We start from the raw sequence: 17,431 nt of genomic DNA, 5'->3' as shown, positions 1-17,431 counted from the left end.
GCGCACCTCGAGGTCGTCACGCCGGCCGAACCGTTCCAGGTCCGCGGTGAGAACGTCCTGAAGCCGCGTCAACCGGTCGAGGTCGTCCGCCTCGATGCCCACCACCAAGGTGTCCGAAGTGGACCGCAAGGTGCAGGCACCCCAGCCGAAGGTGATCTTTCCTTCGTTCCCGGCGTGCTCCACCTGCACCACCTCGGGACGCGCCTGCCCGTTCCCGCCGTGCAGGTGCGCCGCCTTCCCGCCCATGGCTTCGGCGTGCCGGCACAGCTGGGCGAGGAACCGTTCGGCGCGTGAGGTGACGACGTGCGCTTCGGCGACCGGCATCGTTCAGCTCCTCCTCAGCGCGGCGGACCGGGCCGCGCGGGTGTGGGGTGTGGAGGTCATTAGCTCGAGAGCGTGCCGAAGCTGTGGAACGACACGATCGAGGCGCACCGGGAGGCGGTGCACGACGCGACCCTGGACGCGACTGCGGACCTGGTGGCCGAGCACGGGCTGACAAGTACTTCCCCGACGTTGAGGCGATCCTGTCCGCCTGGCACGACCGCCACGTCCGCGCCCACCTGGCCCGGCTGACCGAAATCCGCGACCGGGACGGCACGGCCTGCGAACGGCTCGACAAGGTGCTCGACGCCTACGCGGTGATCCAGTACGAGCGGGGCCGGCAGCACCACGGCACCGAACTGGCGGCGCTGCTGCACCGCGGCGAGCACGTCGCGCAAGCCCAGCACCACCTGCTCGCGGAAGCGGCGAAGTCCGGGGACGTCCGCGACGACGTGGCGGCCGACGAGCTGGCGGCCTACTGCCTCCACGCCTTGACCGCGGCCGGCACACTGCCGTCGAACGCCGCGGCCCACCGCCTGGCCACCGTCACGTCAGCCGCCCCGGCTGAGCTACTCCGCCGGCCCGGTGAGCGCCTGCCTGCGGAACTCGGCGGGCGTCAGGCCGGTCTCCCGTTTGAAGACCTGCCCGAAGTGGGACGCGCCGGAAAATCCGCAGCGGGCGCCGATGGCGGACGCCGGAACGTGGGTGAGCGCGGGGTCGGCCAGGTCGAGCCGGCAGCGTTCGACGCGCCGCTCACGGATGCGGCGGGACACCGTCGTGCCGGTCCGTTCGAACAGGGCGTGCAGCGACCGGGGCGACACGAAGTGCGCGGCCGCGATCCGGGTGGGGCCGAGATCGGCGTCGGCCAGGTTCACGTCGATGTAGCCGAGGATCCGCTCGAGCAGATCCTCGTGCGGGGACCGCGCGGGAACGGCGTGGCCGAGCTCGCCGCGCAGCATCGCGCCGACGAGGGTCATCAGTGAGCGCACGGCCGTGGGCCCGTGCACGCCGAGCGACTCGAGGTTGCGGTTGACGCTGAGCACCGTGCTCCACACCGTGTCGGTGAGGCCCGGCGCGCACTCGAACGGCCGCGCGGTGATCTCGCCCAGCGGATCGTCCGGCCGGGGTGTGATCGCGGTCTTGGGGAACCGGATGCAGGTGGAGCGGTAGTCGTCGCCGACGGTGAGCGTGGCCGGCTTGCCCGAGTCGTAGAGCGCGAACAAACCGGGCGTGAGCACGGCGACGCGGCCGTCCTGCGCGATGCGGATGTCCCCGGAGAGCTGCAGGGTGAGCACGTAGAACCCGGCGTCGGCGGCGCGGATCGTGCTGTGGTCGCGGTGGGCGGCGTGCCGTCCGGAGGCCATGTCGACGAAGCTGACCCCGTGCAGGTGCCGGTCGCGGACCCGGCCGGTGAACCGGTCCGGCCGGTCGCAGTCGAACTCGAAGCTCAGCACACTGCGCCGGACGGCGTCCGCCCAGGAAGCGAACGCGATCGGCCGTGGCGCCACCCCGGCGTACTGCTCCGTCAGCGCTGCGAATGACGTCATCGTCATCTCCACGGTCGTTCAGGCCACGGTACCCAGCCGGCGCGCCGCGGGCCACGCGCGCGCTGGTTCGACATCGTCGTGCGCTCTCGCGCCACACGCCGGCCCGCGGCGTCCCTACAGTTCGGCCCGGCGGACATCTCACTGTCGAGGAGTCACCCATGACCTACGTGCAAGGTTCGCACCACGTGACGCTCTCGGTGGCGAACGCCCAGGAAGACGTCGACTTCCACGTCAAGATCCTCGGGATGCGCTTCATCAAGCGCACCGTCCTGTTCGACGGTTCCCTGCCGATCTACCACCTGTACTACTCCAACGCCGCGGGCGACCCGTCGAGCGTCGTCACGACCTTTCCCTGGGCGCAGGCCGGGTTCTTCGGCAAGCGCGGCACCAACCAGGCGCGCGAGGTCCTGCTGTCGGTCCCGGACCACTCGCTGGACTTCTGGCACGACCGGCTGACCGGGCACGACATCGAGGTCACCGACGTCGAACAGTTCGGCCGGCGCCGGCTCGCGTTCCGGCACCCGTCCGGCATCGAGTACCTGTTCGTCGGCAACGACGGCGACGAGCGGGTGGGCCACCCCGGCCACGGCGTGCCGCAGGAGCACGCGATCCACGGCATCCACGGCGTCGGCGTGCACATGGCCACCCCCGACCGCATGGTCGAGTTCGCCGGCGAGTCGTTCTTCGCCCAGGACGCCCTCGCCGAAGAGGGCGACGTCATCGGGCTGCGGATCGGCGACGCCAAGCACGGCAACCACCTCGAGATCACCGTCGACCGCACCGGCGACCAGGGCACCTGGAGCTACGGCGCCGGCACCTACCACCACTTCGCGTGGAACGTCGCCACCCTGGAGAACCAGGACGCGGTGAAGTTCGAGATCGAGGGGCGCGGCTACACCGACATCTCCGAGCTGAAAGACCGCAAGTACTTCAAGAGCGTCTACGTGCGCACCCCGAGCGGCGCGCTGTTCGAGCTCGCCGTGACCCACGCCGACGGCGGCTGGACCTGCGACGAGTCGCCGCACGAGCTGGGCACCCGGTTCCAGCTGCCGGAGCAGTTCGAACACCGCCGCGACGAGATCCTGGGCCGGCTGGAACCGATCGACGTCTGAGGGTGGCCGGCGTGGCGGCACCGCACGTGGCCGGCGGGTACGAGATCACCGTCCGGCGTGGCCGGTTCTGGGTGTCCGGCGAGCGGGTGCGCACGGACCACGGGACCGTCCAGCGGGCGCCGCTGTTCGTGCAGTGGGAAGCGCCGCCGGGTGCCGCGCACCCCGTCCCGCTCGTGCTCGTGCACGGCGGTGGCGGGCAGGGCACCGACTGGACCGGCACCCCCGACGGCAGGCCGGGCTGGGCGACCCGGTTCGTCGAGGCGGGTTTCGCGGTCTACGTCGTCGACCGCTGCGGGCACGGACGCTCGCCCTACCACCCCGACGTGGTCGCCCCGATGGGCGCGCCGTTCCCCTACGAAGCGGCGCAGGCGCTCTTCCTGCCCGCCGGGGAGCGCGACGCGCAGACGCAGTGGACGTACGGACGGGAGATCGGTTCGGCCGACCTCGACCAGCTGCTCTGCCCGATGGGCCCGCTGCCCGCCGACCTGGCCGAGTCGCAGCGCCTCGACGCGGACCGGCTGGGCAGGCTGCTCGACATCGTGGGCGACGCCGTGCTGGTGACCCATTCGGCGGGTGGCCCGGTCGGCTGGCTGACCGCGGCCGCGCGGCCGGACCGGGTCGTGGCGATCGCCGCGGTCGAGCCGATGGGCCCGCCGTTCGCGGAGTTCCCCGGCCTCGGCGCGCTGACGTGGGGGCTGACCAGCGCGGAGCTCACCTGCGACCCGCCGGCCGGTGACCCGTCCGAGGTCCCCGGGCGGCGCATCCCGGCGCTCGCGGGCAAGCCGGTCGCGGTCGTGACGGGCGGGGCCTCGGCGTTCGCCGGCTTCGCTCCGGAGGTCGTGGCGTTCCTGAACGCGGCCGGGGCCGACGGCCGGCACCTGCACCTGCCGGACTTCGGCGTCGCCGGCAACGGGCACGGGCTGATCTTCGAGGCGAACTCGGACGAAACCGTGAAACCCGTCATCGACTGGATCCTGGCCACCACCCGAGGACGGACATCATGAACCAGCTGAACGTCAGCGACGAGTTCGACGCGCTCATGGCCCGGCTCGACGCGATCACGCCGCTGCTGGAAGAAACCGCCGAAGAGGGCGAGTCACTCGGTCGCGTGCCCGACAACGCCGCCAAGGCCCTGCACGAAACCGGCGTGTTCAAGGTCGGCATCCCCCGGGAGCTCGGCGGCTACGAGTTCTCGCCCCGCCAGGTGATCGACACGATCGCGAAGCTGTCCTACGCGGACGCTTCCGTCGGCTGGGCCTTCATGGCCGTGCAGATGGTCACCGGCACGACGGCCGCCTACCTCGGCCCGGACGCCGTCGCGCAGCTGTACCCGGACGTCGGCAACGGCGGCCACGCGCTCATCGCCGGCCAGGGCACCAAGCTCGGCACGGCCGTGCGGGTGGACGGCGGCTACCGCATCAGCGGGCACTGGCACTTCGCGTCCGGGATCTCGATGGCGACCCACGTCCACACCGCCGCGCTCTGCCCGGAGACCGGCGAGGCGCTGGTCTTCACCCTGCCCAAGGACCAGGCGAGGATGATCGACAACTGGGACGTCATGGGCCTGCGGGCGACCAGCAGCCACGACTACGTGTGCGAGGACCTGTTCGTGCCGGAGAGCCACGTGTACGGCATCGCGACGACCGACGTCCGGCACGGCGGCGCGATCTACCGCATGGGACTGGCGAACATGGCCGGGATCTGCCACACCGGGTGGGCGCTCGGGGTCGGCCGCCGGATGCTCGACGAGCTGAAGACGCTCGCGGCCAAGAAGACGGGCAGCCCGAACGCGTCGGTGGACACGCAGCAGTTCTACGCCGAGTACGCCCAGGCCGAGGCGAAGCTGCGCGCGGCGCGGGCCTGGGCGATGGAGGTCTGGGCGGACAGCGAAGCCACTTTGGACCGCGGCGAGCCGCTGGACACCGAGCAGGAGACGCTGACGCGCCTGATGCTCAACAACACCACGTGGTCGGTGCACGCCGTGGGCCAGACCGTCTACAAGTGGGCGGCGACGGCGGCCCTGCGGCGCGGTGTCCTGCAGCGGTTCTTCCGCGACCTGCACGCCGGCACGCAGCACATCACGTCCAGCCCGGTCGTGCTGCAGAACTGCGGCAAGCTGCTCAGCGGCCTGGCCCCCGGTGCGCACTGGGTGTTCCTGGACCTCCAGGAGGCGCGATGAGGCCGGCCGGCGCCCGGCACCCGTGGCGGGCGGGATGACCCCGTCACTCGTCGAATGGGGCACCCCGGCGGAGCAGGCCGAGCTGGCGGTGCTCGCCGTGCACGGCCGCGGCCAGGACCCGGCCTTCATGCGGGAGACGGCACGCCGGTTCGGTTCGGCGCCGGTGCGGTTCTTCGCGCCGGAAGCCGAGGGCGCCACGTGGTACCCGCTGTCGTTCCTGGAGCCGGTCGAGCGCAACCAGCCCGCGCTGGACCGGTCGTCGCGGACCGTGGCCGCCTGCGTCGACCGGCTCGCCCAGGCCGGTTTCGACCGACGGCGGGTGGTGCTGTGGGGCTTCTCGCAGGGCGCCTGCCTGCTGTCCCACGTGATCCTCACCGACCCGCGGCCGGTGGCCGGGCTGGTGTTGTTCACCGGCGGCTACGTCGGCACGACGCCCCCGCCGGCGCCGGGCGACCGGGCCCTGCACGGAGTACCCGCCGTGGTCCGGAGCATCGAAGACGACCCGTGGGTGCCCCGGCACCGGGTGGAAGACACGGCCGCGCTGCTGCGGCAGGCCGGGGCGCAGGTCGACCTGCGCATCGACCCGGGCACCGAGCACGTCATCACCGACGAGGCCTGCGCGGCGGCAACCGGTCTGCTCGACGCGGCGGCGCGCCAAGCCGGCTGACAACGTTTCGGGCCTGCGCGAAACTTCCCCGGCCGGTCACGTCCGCCCTGACCGGGAAGCGCCCGCACCCCGGCCACTTCCTGGGGCCGGCACCGGGATCGGAACGGCCGCCGGGCAATCCGGAGCGAAGCCGGACGGAAGCCGGACCGAAGCACGGGCGTCCTATCGTCCGCGCATGCCAGAACCCTCTCGGTCCTCAGTGGACTTTTCGTTCGCGCCCGGCGTCGCGGTGACCTTGTCACGGCCGAGCGTCGGCCCGCCGATTTCCGGTGGTGCTTCTCCGTCGCACAACGCCTGAACCGTCTCTCGCGTACTCCCTCGGTCACGAGGAGGACCTCCCCCTTGCCTGTCAGATTCCGGTTGCTCGGAGACATCGAAGCGCACGTCGACGGCCGGCCCGTCGACCTCGGGCACGTGCGGCAGCGCGGCGTCCTGGCCGCCTTGCTCGCCGACGTCAACCACCCGGTGTCGGTCGACCAGCTCGCCGATCGGGTGTGGGCCGGCCGGCCACCGCCTCGGGCGCGCCGATCCCTCGCCAGCTACCTGTCCCGGCTCCGGCGCGTCCTCGCCGGCGCCGAGGACGTCGTCATCGAGCACGGGCCGGGCGGGTACGTCGTCCGCGTCGCGCCGGAGGCGATCGATCTGCACCGGTTCCGGACGCTGGTGGCCGAAGCCCGGGAGAACCAGGAACTGGCGCGGTTCGACGAAGCGCTGCGGCTCTGGCACGGCGACGCGTTCGCGGGTGTGGACACACCGTGGACCGAGGCGATGCGGCAGACGCTCGCGGCCGAGCGCGAGGCGATCGAGCTCGACCGCACCGACCTCACGCTGCGCCTCGGGAAGCACAACGCGGTGCTGGCCGAGATCTCCGCGCGGGTCGCGGCGAACCCGCTGAACGAACGTGCCGCCGGCCAGCTGGTGCTCGCGCTCTACCGCGGCGGGCGGCAGGCGGATGCGCTCGACCACTACGAGCGGACCCGGCGGCGGCTCGCCGAGGAGCTCGGCGCCGACCCCGGTCCCGCCCTGCGGGAGCTGCACCGCAAGATCCTCACCGCCGACCCCGAGCTCGATCCGCCGTCCGCGGCCGCCGTGCCCCGGCAGCTGCCGGCCGCACCGGGGTGGCTCGTCGGCCGGGACGCCGAACTGGCCGTGCTCACCCGGGTCGTGGCCGCCGGCGGCACCGTGCCCGTCTGCGCGATCGGCGGCCCGGCGGGGGTCGGCAAGACGGCGCTCGCGCTGAGGTGGGCGCACGACCACCTCGCGCGCTTTCCGGACGGGCAGCTGCACCTCGACCTCCGCGGCTTCGACCCGTCCGGCGCGCCGATGGCACCGAAGACGGCGGTGCGGCGGCTGCTCGGCGCGCTGGGTGCCGACCCGGCGACACTGCCACTGGACGAGGACGAGCTGGTCGCGCGCTACCGCAGCCTGGTGGCCGGGAAGCGGCTGCTGGTCGTGCTGGACAACGCGCGGGACGCGGCCCAGGTGGAGCCGCTGCTGCCGGGGAGCGAGACCTGCGCCGTGCTCGTGACCAGCCGCCACCGGCTGACCGGTCTCGGCGTGCGCGGCGCCCGGCTGGTCGACCTGGATCTGCTGTCCGAGGCGGACGCGCGAGACCTGCTGGCCCGGCACATCGGCCCCGGCCCGGTCGCCGACGAGGCCGGTGCCGCCGCCGACCTGGTGCGGTGGTGCGCCGGGCTGCCGCTCGCGGTCGGCATCGTGGCGGCCCGCGCCACGGCGCGCCCCGGCTTCCCCCTGGACGTCCTGGTCAAGGAATGCCGGGACGCGTCCGCGCGGCTGGACGCGCTCGACGCCGGCGACCTGACGTCGAACCTGCGCGCGGTGTTCTCCTGGTCGTACACGGCCCTGGACCCGGCGGAGGCCGAGGTGTTCCGGCTGCTGGGCGTCGCACCCGGCCCGGACATCGCGCTGCCCGCCGCGGCGGCACTCACCGGTCTCGACGGCCGGCGGGTCCGTTCGGTCTTGCGGAGCCTGGTGGGTGCGCACCTGCTGCAGGAGCACGTCCCCGGCCGGTACCGGATGCACGACCTGATCCGGCTGTACGCCGCCGAACTGGCCGGCGACGAAGCCCGCGGCGCGGCCCTGGACCGCTTGACGGACGTCCAGTTGCACACCGCGCGCTCGGCGGCCTGCTTGCTGCGCCCGGAACACCCGGTCATCGAGCTGGCGACGGCGGCCGGGGGCGCCCCACCCGAGTTCGAGCACCGCGCGGCGGCGTTGGCCTGGTTCGAGGCCGAGCACGCCGGCCTGCTCGCGCTCCGCAGGGCGGCCGCGGCGCACGGCAGGCACCGGGCGGTGGGGCAACTGGCGTGGTTGCTGAGCGCCTACCACACCAGCCGCGGCCTGACGGCCTGACGGGCGGGCACCCCGGGGCGTCACCAGCCGATTGCACCGGTGCTCAACAGTCCCGCAGCTTCCGGTCCCTACGGTCCGATCGCCCAACTTGATCGAATCCCCGCGAGGGGATGGCGAGGAGAAATCGTGCGAAAGATCATTTCGGTGGCCATGACCGTCGCGGCAGTGGGTACCGGGCTCGTGGTCGCGGCGTCGCCCGCGCTGGCGGTGGGCAGCTGCGCCAGCGGCAACTTCTGCCTGTTCGAGAACAACGACTTCAACAAGGGGAACACCAACCACTGGCTCGACCTGCGGAAGGACGACTTCGACCTGCGCGACAACTACTGGTACGACGGCAACGGCAACCAGACCGACGACAGCATCGACAACGAAACCAGCTCGGTGAAGAACCGCATCGGCTGCAACGTGATGCTGTGGCAGGACGTCGGCGGCTCCGGCGCCTCCACGAAGTCGATCAGCGGTACCGACGACGGCTTCCTCGAGAACAACAAGATCGGCGACAACCGTCTCAGCGCCGTGGACATCTGCACCACGGCCTGACGCTCGCTCCGCCGGTGGTGCCCGCCCCCCGCCGGGCACCACCGGCGTTCCCGGAGGTCGCCATGCTCACCAAGGTTTTCGCCACCGTCCTGGTGCTCCTCACGCTCACCGCGTGCGGCGCCGAGCCGGTCGCGCCCGCGCTCCCCGCCGAGCGGCTCGCCCTGCCGTTCGACCGCTACCGGCCGGGCTTCGCCGAAGAGACGGAGATCGGGTGGGCCCGCGCCACGCTGGTCCGCGCCTGCCTGCGCGACCGCGGTGTCGAGCTCGCCGTGCCGGACGACGACCGGGTCCCCGGTGCGCTGGACCGCTCGCCGAACCTCCGCCGGTACGGCGTGATCGACGAAGCCTCCGCCACGAACTTCGGCTACCACTTCCCGAAGACGCCGGAGGAGCGGCAACGGCAGAGCAAGCAGCGCCGGTGGGTGGCCGGTCTCACCGAGGCCCAGCGCACGACGCTGTTCGGTGAGCACGGCTGCACCGAACAGGCGGAAACCGAGCTGACGGCCGTCGACGACGGATTCCTCACCGACGCGGACTTCCGGTCGTTGCGCAGTTCGGAGACGGACCCGCGCGTCGGCGCGGCCATCGCGGACTGGCGCACGTGCATGGCGGGCCGGGGCTACGACTACGCCGATTCGCGAGCGGCGATCTCGGACCCGCGCTGGCACCTCGACGCCGAACCGATCCCCGACGAGGAGAAGGGCACTGCCCTGGCCGACGTCCAGTGCAAGGCGACGGCCCACCTGGTCGAGGTGTGGCACGACGTAGAGGCGGCCGCGCAGGAGCAGACCATCCGCCACGACGCGGCCCGCTTCGACGGGCTGGCCACCGCCCGCCAAGACCGGCTGGCCGCCGCCCGGCGCGTCCTCGGCTCATCCTGATCGATGCCTCCGGCTGCGGAGTCGCGAGGCGCTGCTTTCGAGAGCGGCGGAGGATCGTCTCCCGGTCCAGTCCCACCACCCTCTTCCGGGAAGGATTTCCTCTCCCTTAAGGAGGCAATCGCCCGGCTCGGGTATCGATCCGGGCGTCGGCGGACGACAATCGGCCGAACAGCGCAATGCCCGTCCCCACACGAGCGAGGAGACGGCTGTGGACGACGACGTCGACGAGCTGGTGCGGCGGTCCCGCGCGGTGTTCCGCACCGCGGCCGGGCTCACCGGCGAGGCCGGCCAGGGACCGCGGGATCTGCGGTCGGCCGAAACAGTGCTCGCCCGGGCGGAACAAACGCTCGTCCGGGCGCTCACCGAAACCGGCGACCACACCGGACGGGCCCGGTTGGCGGTCGCGCTGTCCCAGGTGAGCGGCACGCTTGTGCAGGTGAAGGAAGCCCGGATCGCCGCGCGCTCGGCCGGCCTGGACGAGCTGCGGCGGAGCCTGAACCGGCTCCGCTCCGCGATCTCGGTCGCCGAGCTCGTCGACCGGGTGCCCGTGGAGATCAACCACCTCGGGTACCGGCGCGCGCTGTTCTCCCGCCTGTCCGGCCCCGACTGGAGCGCCCGGTCCGCGTTCGCCTACGCCGATCCCCAGCTGGCGCGCGACCTCGTCGAGATCGGCACGGCGATCCCCGGACGGCTGGGCCGCGAGCTCCCGGAGACCGAAGTGGTGCGCACGCGCACCCCGATCCTCGTCGAGGACGCGCAGCACAACCCGCACGTGCACCACCGGCTGATCACCCTGGCCCGGACTCGCGACTACGTCGTCGCGCCGCTGATCGGGCGCGGCGAGGTGATCGGGCTCGTCCACGCCGACCAGCACGTCGACACCGACCGGGTGGACGCCTTCGACCAGCGGCTGCTCGGCCTCTTCGCCGAGGGGCTGGGCTGCATCTTCGAGCGGGTCGTGCTCGCCGACCGGCTGGGCCGCCTCCGTGACCAGCTCATCGACCAGGCCGGCTCGGTCGACGAGCTGCTCGGCGGCGTGGACCGGGTCGATGCGCCCGAGCCCGCGGCCGACCCGCTCGCCCGGCTCGAAGGCCCGTTCTCGGAGCTGACCCGCCGCGAGGTCGACGTCCTCCGGCACCTGGTGCAGGGGCGGACGAACAGCCAGATCGCCGCCGAGCTGTTCGTCTCCCCCGGCACGGTCAAGACCCACGTCAAGAACCTGCTGCACAAGCTCGGGGCGGCCAACCGCGCCGAAGCCACCGCTCGCTACCACGCGCTGACCCGCCGGTAGCTACCCCACCGGGAGAAATCGCGGGAGAGAAACCTCTTCCCGCGGGGTGATGCACGACACGTCTCTTGGCCCAAAGATTGGACCAATACGTGCACCGTCGCCGTCTCCCGGAGGAATCCCGATGACCACCACGCCCGAGGTCACCACCCGCCCGATCCCGGACGAGATCGCCCGGCAGGTCGTGCTGCCGGAAGGCCACCGCTACGACGTCCCGCTGTTCGAGGCCTACCGGTGGCTGCGGGAGAACCACCCGCTCGGCCAGGCCGACGTCGAGGGCTACGACCGGGTCTGGCTGGTCAGCAAGCACGCCGACATCATGGAGATCGAGCGGCAGCCGCACGTGTTCACCAGCGGCGGCGGGGACGAGCCCGGTTCGCACAACCCGATCCTGCAGAACCAGGCCGGTGACACGTTCACCAAGCAGCTCACCGGCGGCAGCCTGCGCATCCTCGAGACCCTGACCTACCTCGACCCGCCCGAGCACACGGCGGTCAAGGACATCGCGAACGACTGGTTCCGGCCGGCCAACCTCAAGAAGTGGGAGGACCGGATCCGGACGCTGGCGCAGGAAGCCATCGCGAAGTACCTGCGCAGCGGCACCAACGAGCTCGACTTCGTCCAGGACTTCGCCCTCCACTACCCGCTGCACGTGATCATGAGCCTGTTCGGCGTCCCCGAAGCGGACGAGCCGCGGATGATGGCCCTGACGCAGGAGTTCTTCGGCACGGCCGACCCGGACGCCCAGCGCGCCGACGTCGAGCCGCTCACGCCGGAAGCCGCCGCGCAGCAGTGGTCCGCCGCGATCAACGACTTCTACGCCTACTTCGACAAGCTCGTCGAAGACCGCCGCGCGGACCCGAAGGACGACCTCGCCACCATCATCGCCGGCGCCCGCAAGCCGGAGGGTGAGTACTACCCGAAGGAGGTCGCCTACGGCTGGTTCATCGCCATCGCGACGGCCGGGCACGACACGACGTCGAGCACCATGTCCGGCGCGATCGAAGCGCTCGCGCAGTTCCCCGACCAGCTGGCGAAGGTGAAGGCAAATCCGGCCCTCATCCCGGACCTGGTCAACGAGAGCCTGCGCTGGGTCTCGCCCGTCAAGCAGTTCACCCGCCAGGCCACCCAGGACTACGTGCTGCGCGGACAGCAGATCCGCACGGGCGACCGGTTCATGCTGCTGTACCAGTCCGCCAACCGCGACACCGACGTGTTCGACGCGCCCGGCGAGTTCCGGCTGGACCGCAAGCCCAACCGGCACATCGCCTTCGGTTACGGCCCGCACATGTGCATCGGCCAGCACCTGGCCAAGCTCGAGCTGCGGATCATGTTCGAGGAACTGCTGCCGCTGATCGAGAGCGTCGAGATCGCCGGCGAGCGCAAGGCGGTGATGACGAACTTCGTCGGCGGGCTGCGGAAGCTGCCCGTCCGGCTGGAGCTGAAGTGAGCCGGGTCCTGATCGTCGGAGCCGGGCACGCCGGGGCCACGCTGGCCGGCCTGCTGCGGCAGGCCGGCCACCGGGGCCCGGTCGAGCTGTTCGGGGACGAGGTGGACCTGCCCTACCACCGGCCGCCGTTGTCGAAGAAGTTCGCGCAGGGTGAGCTGGAGCAGTGGCTGCGCCCGGCGGAGTTCTACCGGGAGCAGGACATCACGCTGCGCCTCGGCGAGCACGTCGTCGCGCTCGACACCGCCGGGCGCCGCGTGCACACGGCGTCGGGCGACGCCCACGACTACGACCACCTCGTCCTGGCCACCGGAGCGGCACCACGCCGGCTGGCCTTGCCGGGAACCGACTTGGCCGGAGTCGTGTCGCTGCGAACGCTGGCCGACGCCCGGATCCTGCGCAAGTGCGTCGTCGAGCGCCGCGCCCTGGTCATCGTCGGCGGCGGCTACATCGGCCTCGAAGTGGCCGCCGTCGCGCGAGCCAACGGCGTCAACGTCACCGTGCTGGAACGCGAAGAGCGGGTGCTCGCCCGCGTCGCCAGCCCCCGGCTCTCGGAGATCCTCGCCGGCCACCACCGCGGCCGCGGCACGCGGATCGTCACCGGCGTGCGGCTCACCGGACTCACCGGGCGCGATGGCCGGGTCTCGGGAGCCGTGCTCGAAGACGGTACGGAGATTCCCTGCGAGGCGGTGCTCATCGGCGTCGGCGCGGAACCCCGGGACGAGCTGGCCGCGGCCGCGGGCCTGCACTGCGACCACGGCGTCGTCGTCGACGGGCACGCGCGGACCAGCGACCCGCACGTGCTGGCGATCGGCGACGTCACCCGCCGCCCCGGGTTCGTCCGGCTCGAAAGCATCCCCAGCGCCACCGAACAGGCCCGCCAAGCCGTCGCCACCATCACCGGCGGGGCGCCGAACCCGGCCGAGGTGCCGTGGTTCTGGTCCGACCAGTTCGACCTCAAGCTCAAGATCGCCGGGCTCGTCCCGGCCGAGCCGGCCACCGTCGTCCGCGGCGACCCCGCGTCCGGCCGGTTCGCCCTGTTCCACCTCGACGGCGGTGCGCTGACCGCCGTCGAGTCGGCCAACAGCCCCGCCGAGTTCATGGCGGGCAAGAAGTTCCTCGCGTCGGGCACGCGGCTCGACCCGGTCCGGCTGGCGGACCCGGCGACCCCGTTGCGCGACGCCGTCGCCTGATCATCCGGAGGACACCGTGCCCAGCGTCACCTACGAACTGCCCGACGGATCCGTCCACCAGCTCGACGTCCCTTGTGGACAGAGCGTGATGGACGGCTCGGTCCGCAACAACCTGCCGGGCATCGTCGCGGAATGCGGTGGCAGCTGCTCCTGCGCCACCTGCCACGTCTTCGTCGAAGAAGGACAGTCCACTTTCGACGAACCGACCGGCGAAGAGCTCGAGCTGCTCGAATACGCCGACGGCGCGCGGCCGAACTCGCGGCTGTCCTGCCAGCTCATTCTCACCGACGGCTGCCCCCAGGTACGGGTGACCGTGCCGGACACCAACGGCTGATCCTCTTCCCCACCGGACAAAGGAGTTCACATGGACATCACGGCCGCAGTGGCCACCGAGCCGGGTGGCGACTTCACGCTCCAGCGCCTCACGCTCGACGATCCCGGCCCAGGCGAGGTCGTCGTCGAGATCGCCGGGGTCGGGCTCTGCCACACCGACCTCGCCGCCAAGGATGGTCATCTGCCATTTCCCCTGCCCGGCGTCTTCGGGCACGAAGGCAGCGGAGTCGTCACCGCGGTCGGCGAATCGGTCACGAAGGTCGGTGTCGGCGACAAGGTGGTGCTGAGCTTCAACAGCTGCGGCGACTGCCGCGAGTGCCGGCGCGGCGAACCCGCGTACTGCCACGAGTTCATGGCGTACAACTTCGGTGGCGCGCGCCAGGACGGGCGCAGCACCCTGCACCGCGACGGGCAGCCGCTGGGCTCGGAGTTCTTCGGGCAGTCGTCGTTCGCCACGCACGCGATCGCGCACGAGCGCAACGTCGTCAAGGTGCCCGACGACGCGCCGCTCGCCGTGCTCGGTCCGCTGGGCTGCGGCGTGCAGACCGGTGCCGGTGCGGTCATGAACTCGATGGACTGCCAACCGGGTTCCGCGCTGCTGGTGCTGGGCGGCGGGTCCGTCGGCCTGTCCGCCGTCCTGGCCGGCGCGGTGCGCGAGCTGGCGCACATCATCGTCGTCGAGCCGCACGCCGGACGCCGTGACCTGGCGCTGGCGCTCGGCGCCACGCACGTGCTCGACCCCGCCGCCGGACCGCTCGCCGAGCAGGTGCGCACGGTCGTACCGGACGGTGCCGACTACGCGATCGACACCACCGGCATCGCCGACGTGCTGCAGCAGGCCATGCAGGCGCTGGCGCACCGCGCGACCGTCGGCATCATCGGCGTACCCGCCGATCCCGAAGCGGCGCTGGCGCTGAACCTCATCCAGGCGCAGGTCCTCGGCGTCCGGGTGATCGGGATCGTCGAAGGCGACAGCGATCCCGACGTCTTCATCCCGCAGCTGCTCGAACTGCACCGGACCGGCCGGTTCCCGTTCGACAAACTCGTCACCACCATGCCGTTCGCGCGGATCAACGAAGCCGTGGCCGCCCAGCACCGGGGTGACGCCGTCAAGATCGTGCTCGTGCACGAAGGAACCCAGGAGCAGTCATGACGATCGACTACGACCACCTGTACGTCGGCGGTCGCTGGGCCGCCCCGGCCACCGGGCGGCGGATCTCCGTGCACGCGGCGGCCACCGAGGAACTCCTCGGCAGCGTCCCGGAAGGCGCCGAGGCCGACATCGACGACGCCGTCGCCGCGGCCCGGCGCGCTTTCGACGACCCGGCAGGCTGGCCCCGCTGGGAGCCGGCACGGCGGGTCGAGGCGCTCGAACGCTTCGCCGTCGCACTCGAGCAGCGCGCCGCCGAGACCTCGCGGCGGGTCAGTGCCCAGAACGGCATGCCGATCGGGCTGGCCCAGCAGTTCGAAGGCGGCTTCCCGCCGGTGCTGCTGCGTTACTTCGCGGGTCTCGTCACCGGTTCCCCGCAGGAGGAGACCCGGCCCGGGATGTTGGGCGGCAGCTCGCGGGTGATCCGCGAACCCGTGGGCGTCGTCGGGGCGATCGTGCCGTGGAACGTGCCGCAGGCGATCACCTTCCTCAAGCTCGCCCCGGCGCTGGCCGCGGGCTGCACGGTCGTGCTCAAGCCCGCACCGGAGACGGTGCTCGACGCGCTGCTGATGTGCGAGGCCGCCGCGGAAGCCGGGCTGCCCGACGGCGTGCTCAGCGTCGTCCCCGGCGGTCGTGATCTGGGCGCGTACCTCGTGGCGCACCCGGGCGTCGACAAGGTGTCGTTCACCGGCTCGACGACGGCGGGCCGGACGATCGCCGAGACGTGCGGACGGCTCCTGCGGCCGGTGACCCTCGAGCTGGGCGGGAAGTCGGCGGCGATCGTCCTGGACGACGCCGACCTGGCCTCCACCATCGAGAGCTTCTTCGCCGCGACCCTGCTCAACAACGGCCAGATCTGCTGGCTCGGCACCCGCGTCCTCGCCCCGCGGTCCCGCTACGGCGAGATCGTCGACACGGTGACCGACCTCGCGAAGTCGCTGCGCATCGGCGATCCCCTGGACGAGACCACCCAGCTCGGCCCGCTCGTGTCGGCGCGGCAACGGGACCGCGTCGAGTCCTACATCGCGAAAGGCCTGGGCGACGGGGCCCGGTTGACCGCGGGTGGCGGGCGCCCGGCGGACCTGGACCAGGGCTGGTTCGTCGAGCCGACGGTGTTCGCCGACGTCGACAACGGGCACACGATCGCGCAGGAGGAGATCTTCGGGCCGGTCCTGTCGGTCATCCCGTATTCCTCGGAGGACGAGGCCGTCGCGATCGCCAACGCGTCCGAGTACGGCCTGGGCGGCACCGTGTGGACCACCGACGCGGACCGCGGCGAGGCGGTGGCGCGCCGGGTGGCTTCGGGCACGATCGGGGTCAACGCCTACGTCAACGACCCGACGGCGCCCTTCGGCGGGATCAAGTCCAGCGGGATCGGCCGCGAGCTCGGGCCCGAGGGCCTGCACTCGTACCAGGTCTTCAAGACCGTCTACCTCGACCCCGGAAAGGGGTAGGCGGGCTCTCTCCTAAGGGGGAAATACCCGGCCCCCGGCGGCGGCATCCTTGATAACGATCGTTCACAGACCTAGATTCGGGTCACGGGCGGTCGCGAGGGTGCCGCTCGCTGTTCTTCCGACGACGAAAGGACCACTCGCCGATGGACGAGTTCACCGACGTGACGTACAAGGTCGACAACGGCCTCGCGTGGATCACGATCAACCGGCCCGAGCGGTACAACTCCTTCCGCGCCCGTACCGTCGACGAGCTCGTCAAGGCGTTCAAGAAGGCCTGGAACAGCGGCGAAGTCGGGGTGATCTGCCTGACCGGCGCCGGCGACAAGGCGTTCTGCACCGGCGGCGACCAGAAGCAGCGGGCCGAGACCGGGGACTACGGCCCGTCGGACTCCGGGCTGTTCGAGATCGACGCGCTGCACCACGTCATCCGGGACGTGCCCAAGCCGGTCATCGCCGCGGTCAACGGCTTCGCCATCGGCGGCGGGCATGTGCTGCACGTGCTGTGCGACCTCACCATCGCCGCGGACACCGCGAAGTTCGGCCAGAACGGCCCGCGCGTCGGGTCCTTCGACGCCGGCTTCGGCACCGGCTACCTCGCCCGCATCCTCGGCGAGAAGCGCGCCCGCGAGGTGTGGTTCCTGTGCCGGCGCTACACCGCGGCCCAGATGGAGAACTGGGGCCTGGTCAACCAGGTCGTGCCCGCCGCGGAGCTGCACGAGGAGGTGCGCCGGTGGGCCGACGAGATCCTCGCCCTCTCCCCCACCGCGCTCAAGGTGCTCAAGCAGTCGTTCAACACCGACACCGAGCAGTTCGCCGGTGTCGGGCAGCTGGCGTACTCGCACCTGAAGCTGTTCGGCGAGTCGGCCGAGGCGCAGGAGGGCATCACGGCCTTCGGCGAGAAGCGCGCGCCGGACTTCTCCGCGTTCCGCGGCCACTGATAACGGTC

General features: G+C 71.9%; 16 protein-coding genes and 1 pseudogene. 14 read left to right on the top strand and 3 right to left on the bottom strand.

Annotation, left to right across the window (positions count from 1 at the left end):
* Positions 1 to 6 precede the first annotated feature (6 nt).
* From QSK39_RS53115 to QSK39_RS32100, 3 genes and pseudogenes are all read right to left on the bottom strand, one after another.
* Positions 7 to 324: pseudogene (locus QSK39_RS53115) on the bottom strand (DUF2218 domain-containing protein); the annotation flags it as partial.
* 59 nt (positions 325 to 383) lie between these two features.
* A complete protein-coding gene (locus QSK39_RS32105; protein ID WP_285481592.1) occupies positions 384 to 809 on the bottom strand; it encodes a hypothetical protein in 426 nt (141 codons plus the stop codon).
* An 81-nt stretch (positions 810 to 890) separates the two neighbouring features.
* A complete protein-coding gene (locus QSK39_RS32100; protein ID WP_285481591.1) occupies positions 891 to 1,868 on the bottom strand; it encodes an AraC-like ligand-binding domain-containing protein in 978 nt (325 codons plus the stop codon).
* 158 nt (positions 1,869 to 2,026) lie between these two features.
* Here QSK39_RS32100 and QSK39_RS32095 point away from each other — a divergent pair, with 158 nt between their 5' ends.
* The 14 genes from QSK39_RS32095 to QSK39_RS32030 all read left to right on the top strand — a co-directional run bounded on the left by QSK39_RS32095 (position 2,027) and on the right by QSK39_RS32030 (position 17,423).
* Positions 2,027 to 2,980 carry a VOC family protein gene (locus QSK39_RS32095; protein WP_285481590.1) on the top strand — a complete coding sequence of 318 codons (954 nt, stop codon included), beginning with the start codon at positions 2,027 to 2,029 and terminating at the stop codon, positions 2,978 to 2,980.
* 11 nt (positions 2,981 to 2,991) lie between these two features.
* Positions 2,992 to 3,984 (top strand): alpha/beta fold hydrolase, encoded by a 993-nt coding sequence (locus QSK39_RS32090; protein ID WP_285481589.1) that lies wholly within the window; start codon positions 2,992 to 2,994, stop codon positions 3,982 to 3,984.
* The gene (locus QSK39_RS32085; RefSeq protein ID WP_285481588.1) at positions 3,981 to 5,159 is read left to right on the top strand and encodes an acyl-CoA dehydrogenase family protein; all 1,179 of its coding nucleotides are present in this window, start codon (positions 3,981 to 3,983) and stop codon (positions 5,157 to 5,159) included. Before QSK39_RS32090 ends, QSK39_RS32085 begins: the two co-directional genes overlap by 4 nt.
* A gap of 34 nt (positions 5,160 to 5,193) precedes the next feature.
* The gene (locus QSK39_RS32080) at positions 5,194 to 5,826 is read left to right on the top strand and encodes an alpha/beta hydrolase (protein ID WP_285481587.1); all 633 of its coding nucleotides are present in this window, start codon (positions 5,194 to 5,196) and stop codon (positions 5,824 to 5,826) included.
* 342 nt (positions 5,827 to 6,168) lie between these two features.
* The gene (locus tag QSK39_RS32075) at positions 6,169 to 8,199 is read left to right on the top strand and encodes an AfsR/SARP family transcriptional regulator (RefSeq protein ID WP_285481586.1); all 2,031 of its coding nucleotides are present in this window, start codon (positions 6,169 to 6,171) and stop codon (positions 8,197 to 8,199) included.
* Between the two features lie 126 nt (positions 8,200 to 8,325).
* Positions 8,326 to 8,739, top strand: a complete 414-nt coding sequence (locus QSK39_RS32070; protein WP_285481585.1) for a peptidase inhibitor family I36 protein — start codon at positions 8,326 to 8,328, stop codon at positions 8,737 to 8,739.
* A gap of 62 nt (positions 8,740 to 8,801) precedes the next feature.
* Entirely contained in the window at positions 8,802 to 9,620 is an 819-nt protein-coding gene (locus QSK39_RS32065) for a hypothetical protein (RefSeq protein WP_285481584.1), read from the top strand.
* A gap of 208 nt (positions 9,621 to 9,828) precedes the next feature.
* Positions 9,829 to 10,911 (top strand): LuxR C-terminal-related transcriptional regulator, encoded by a 1,083-nt coding sequence (locus tag QSK39_RS32060; RefSeq protein WP_285481583.1) that lies wholly within the window; start codon positions 9,829 to 9,831, stop codon positions 10,909 to 10,911.
* Positions 10,912 to 11,032: 121 nt separating this feature from the next.
* Positions 11,033 to 12,358, top strand: a complete 1,326-nt coding sequence (locus QSK39_RS32055) for a cytochrome P450 (protein ID WP_285481582.1) — start codon at positions 11,033 to 11,035, stop codon at positions 12,356 to 12,358.
* A complete protein-coding gene (locus QSK39_RS32050) occupies positions 12,355 to 13,548 on the top strand; it encodes an NAD(P)/FAD-dependent oxidoreductase (RefSeq protein ID WP_285481581.1) in 1,194 nt (397 codons plus the stop codon). The genes QSK39_RS32055 and QSK39_RS32050 overlap by 4 nt, the downstream gene beginning before the upstream one ends.
* A 16-nt stretch (positions 13,549 to 13,564) precedes the next feature.
* A complete protein-coding gene (locus QSK39_RS32045; protein WP_285481580.1) occupies positions 13,565 to 13,882 on the top strand; it encodes a 2Fe-2S iron-sulfur cluster-binding protein in 318 nt (105 codons plus the stop codon).
* Between the two features lie 30 nt (positions 13,883 to 13,912).
* Positions 13,913 to 15,034: an NAD(P)-dependent alcohol dehydrogenase gene (locus QSK39_RS32040; protein ID WP_285481579.1), complete on the top strand. Its 1,122-nt coding sequence runs from the start codon at positions 13,913 to 13,915 to the stop codon at positions 15,032 to 15,034.
* The gene (locus QSK39_RS32035) at positions 15,031 to 16,485 is read left to right on the top strand and encodes an aldehyde dehydrogenase (RefSeq protein WP_285481578.1); all 1,455 of its coding nucleotides are present in this window, start codon (positions 15,031 to 15,033) and stop codon (positions 16,483 to 16,485) included. The genes QSK39_RS32040 and QSK39_RS32035 overlap by 4 nt, the downstream gene beginning before the upstream one ends.
* Before the next feature lie 143 nt (positions 16,486 to 16,628).
* A complete protein-coding gene (locus tag QSK39_RS32030) occupies positions 16,629 to 17,423 on the top strand; it encodes an enoyl-CoA hydratase-related protein (protein ID WP_285481577.1) in 795 nt (264 codons plus the stop codon).
* The last annotated feature ends 8 nt before the right edge of the window (positions 17,424 to 17,431 follow it).

It is taken from the genome of Amycolatopsis sp. NBRC 101858 (assembly GCF_030269325.1).
GTDB classification, from domain to species: Bacteria; Actinomycetota; Actinomycetes; order Mycobacteriales; family Pseudonocardiaceae; genus Amycolatopsis; species Amycolatopsis ponsaeliensis.
Note: the sequence above shows the minus strand (reverse complement) of the source record. Positions and strands in the feature narration are given on the sequence as shown.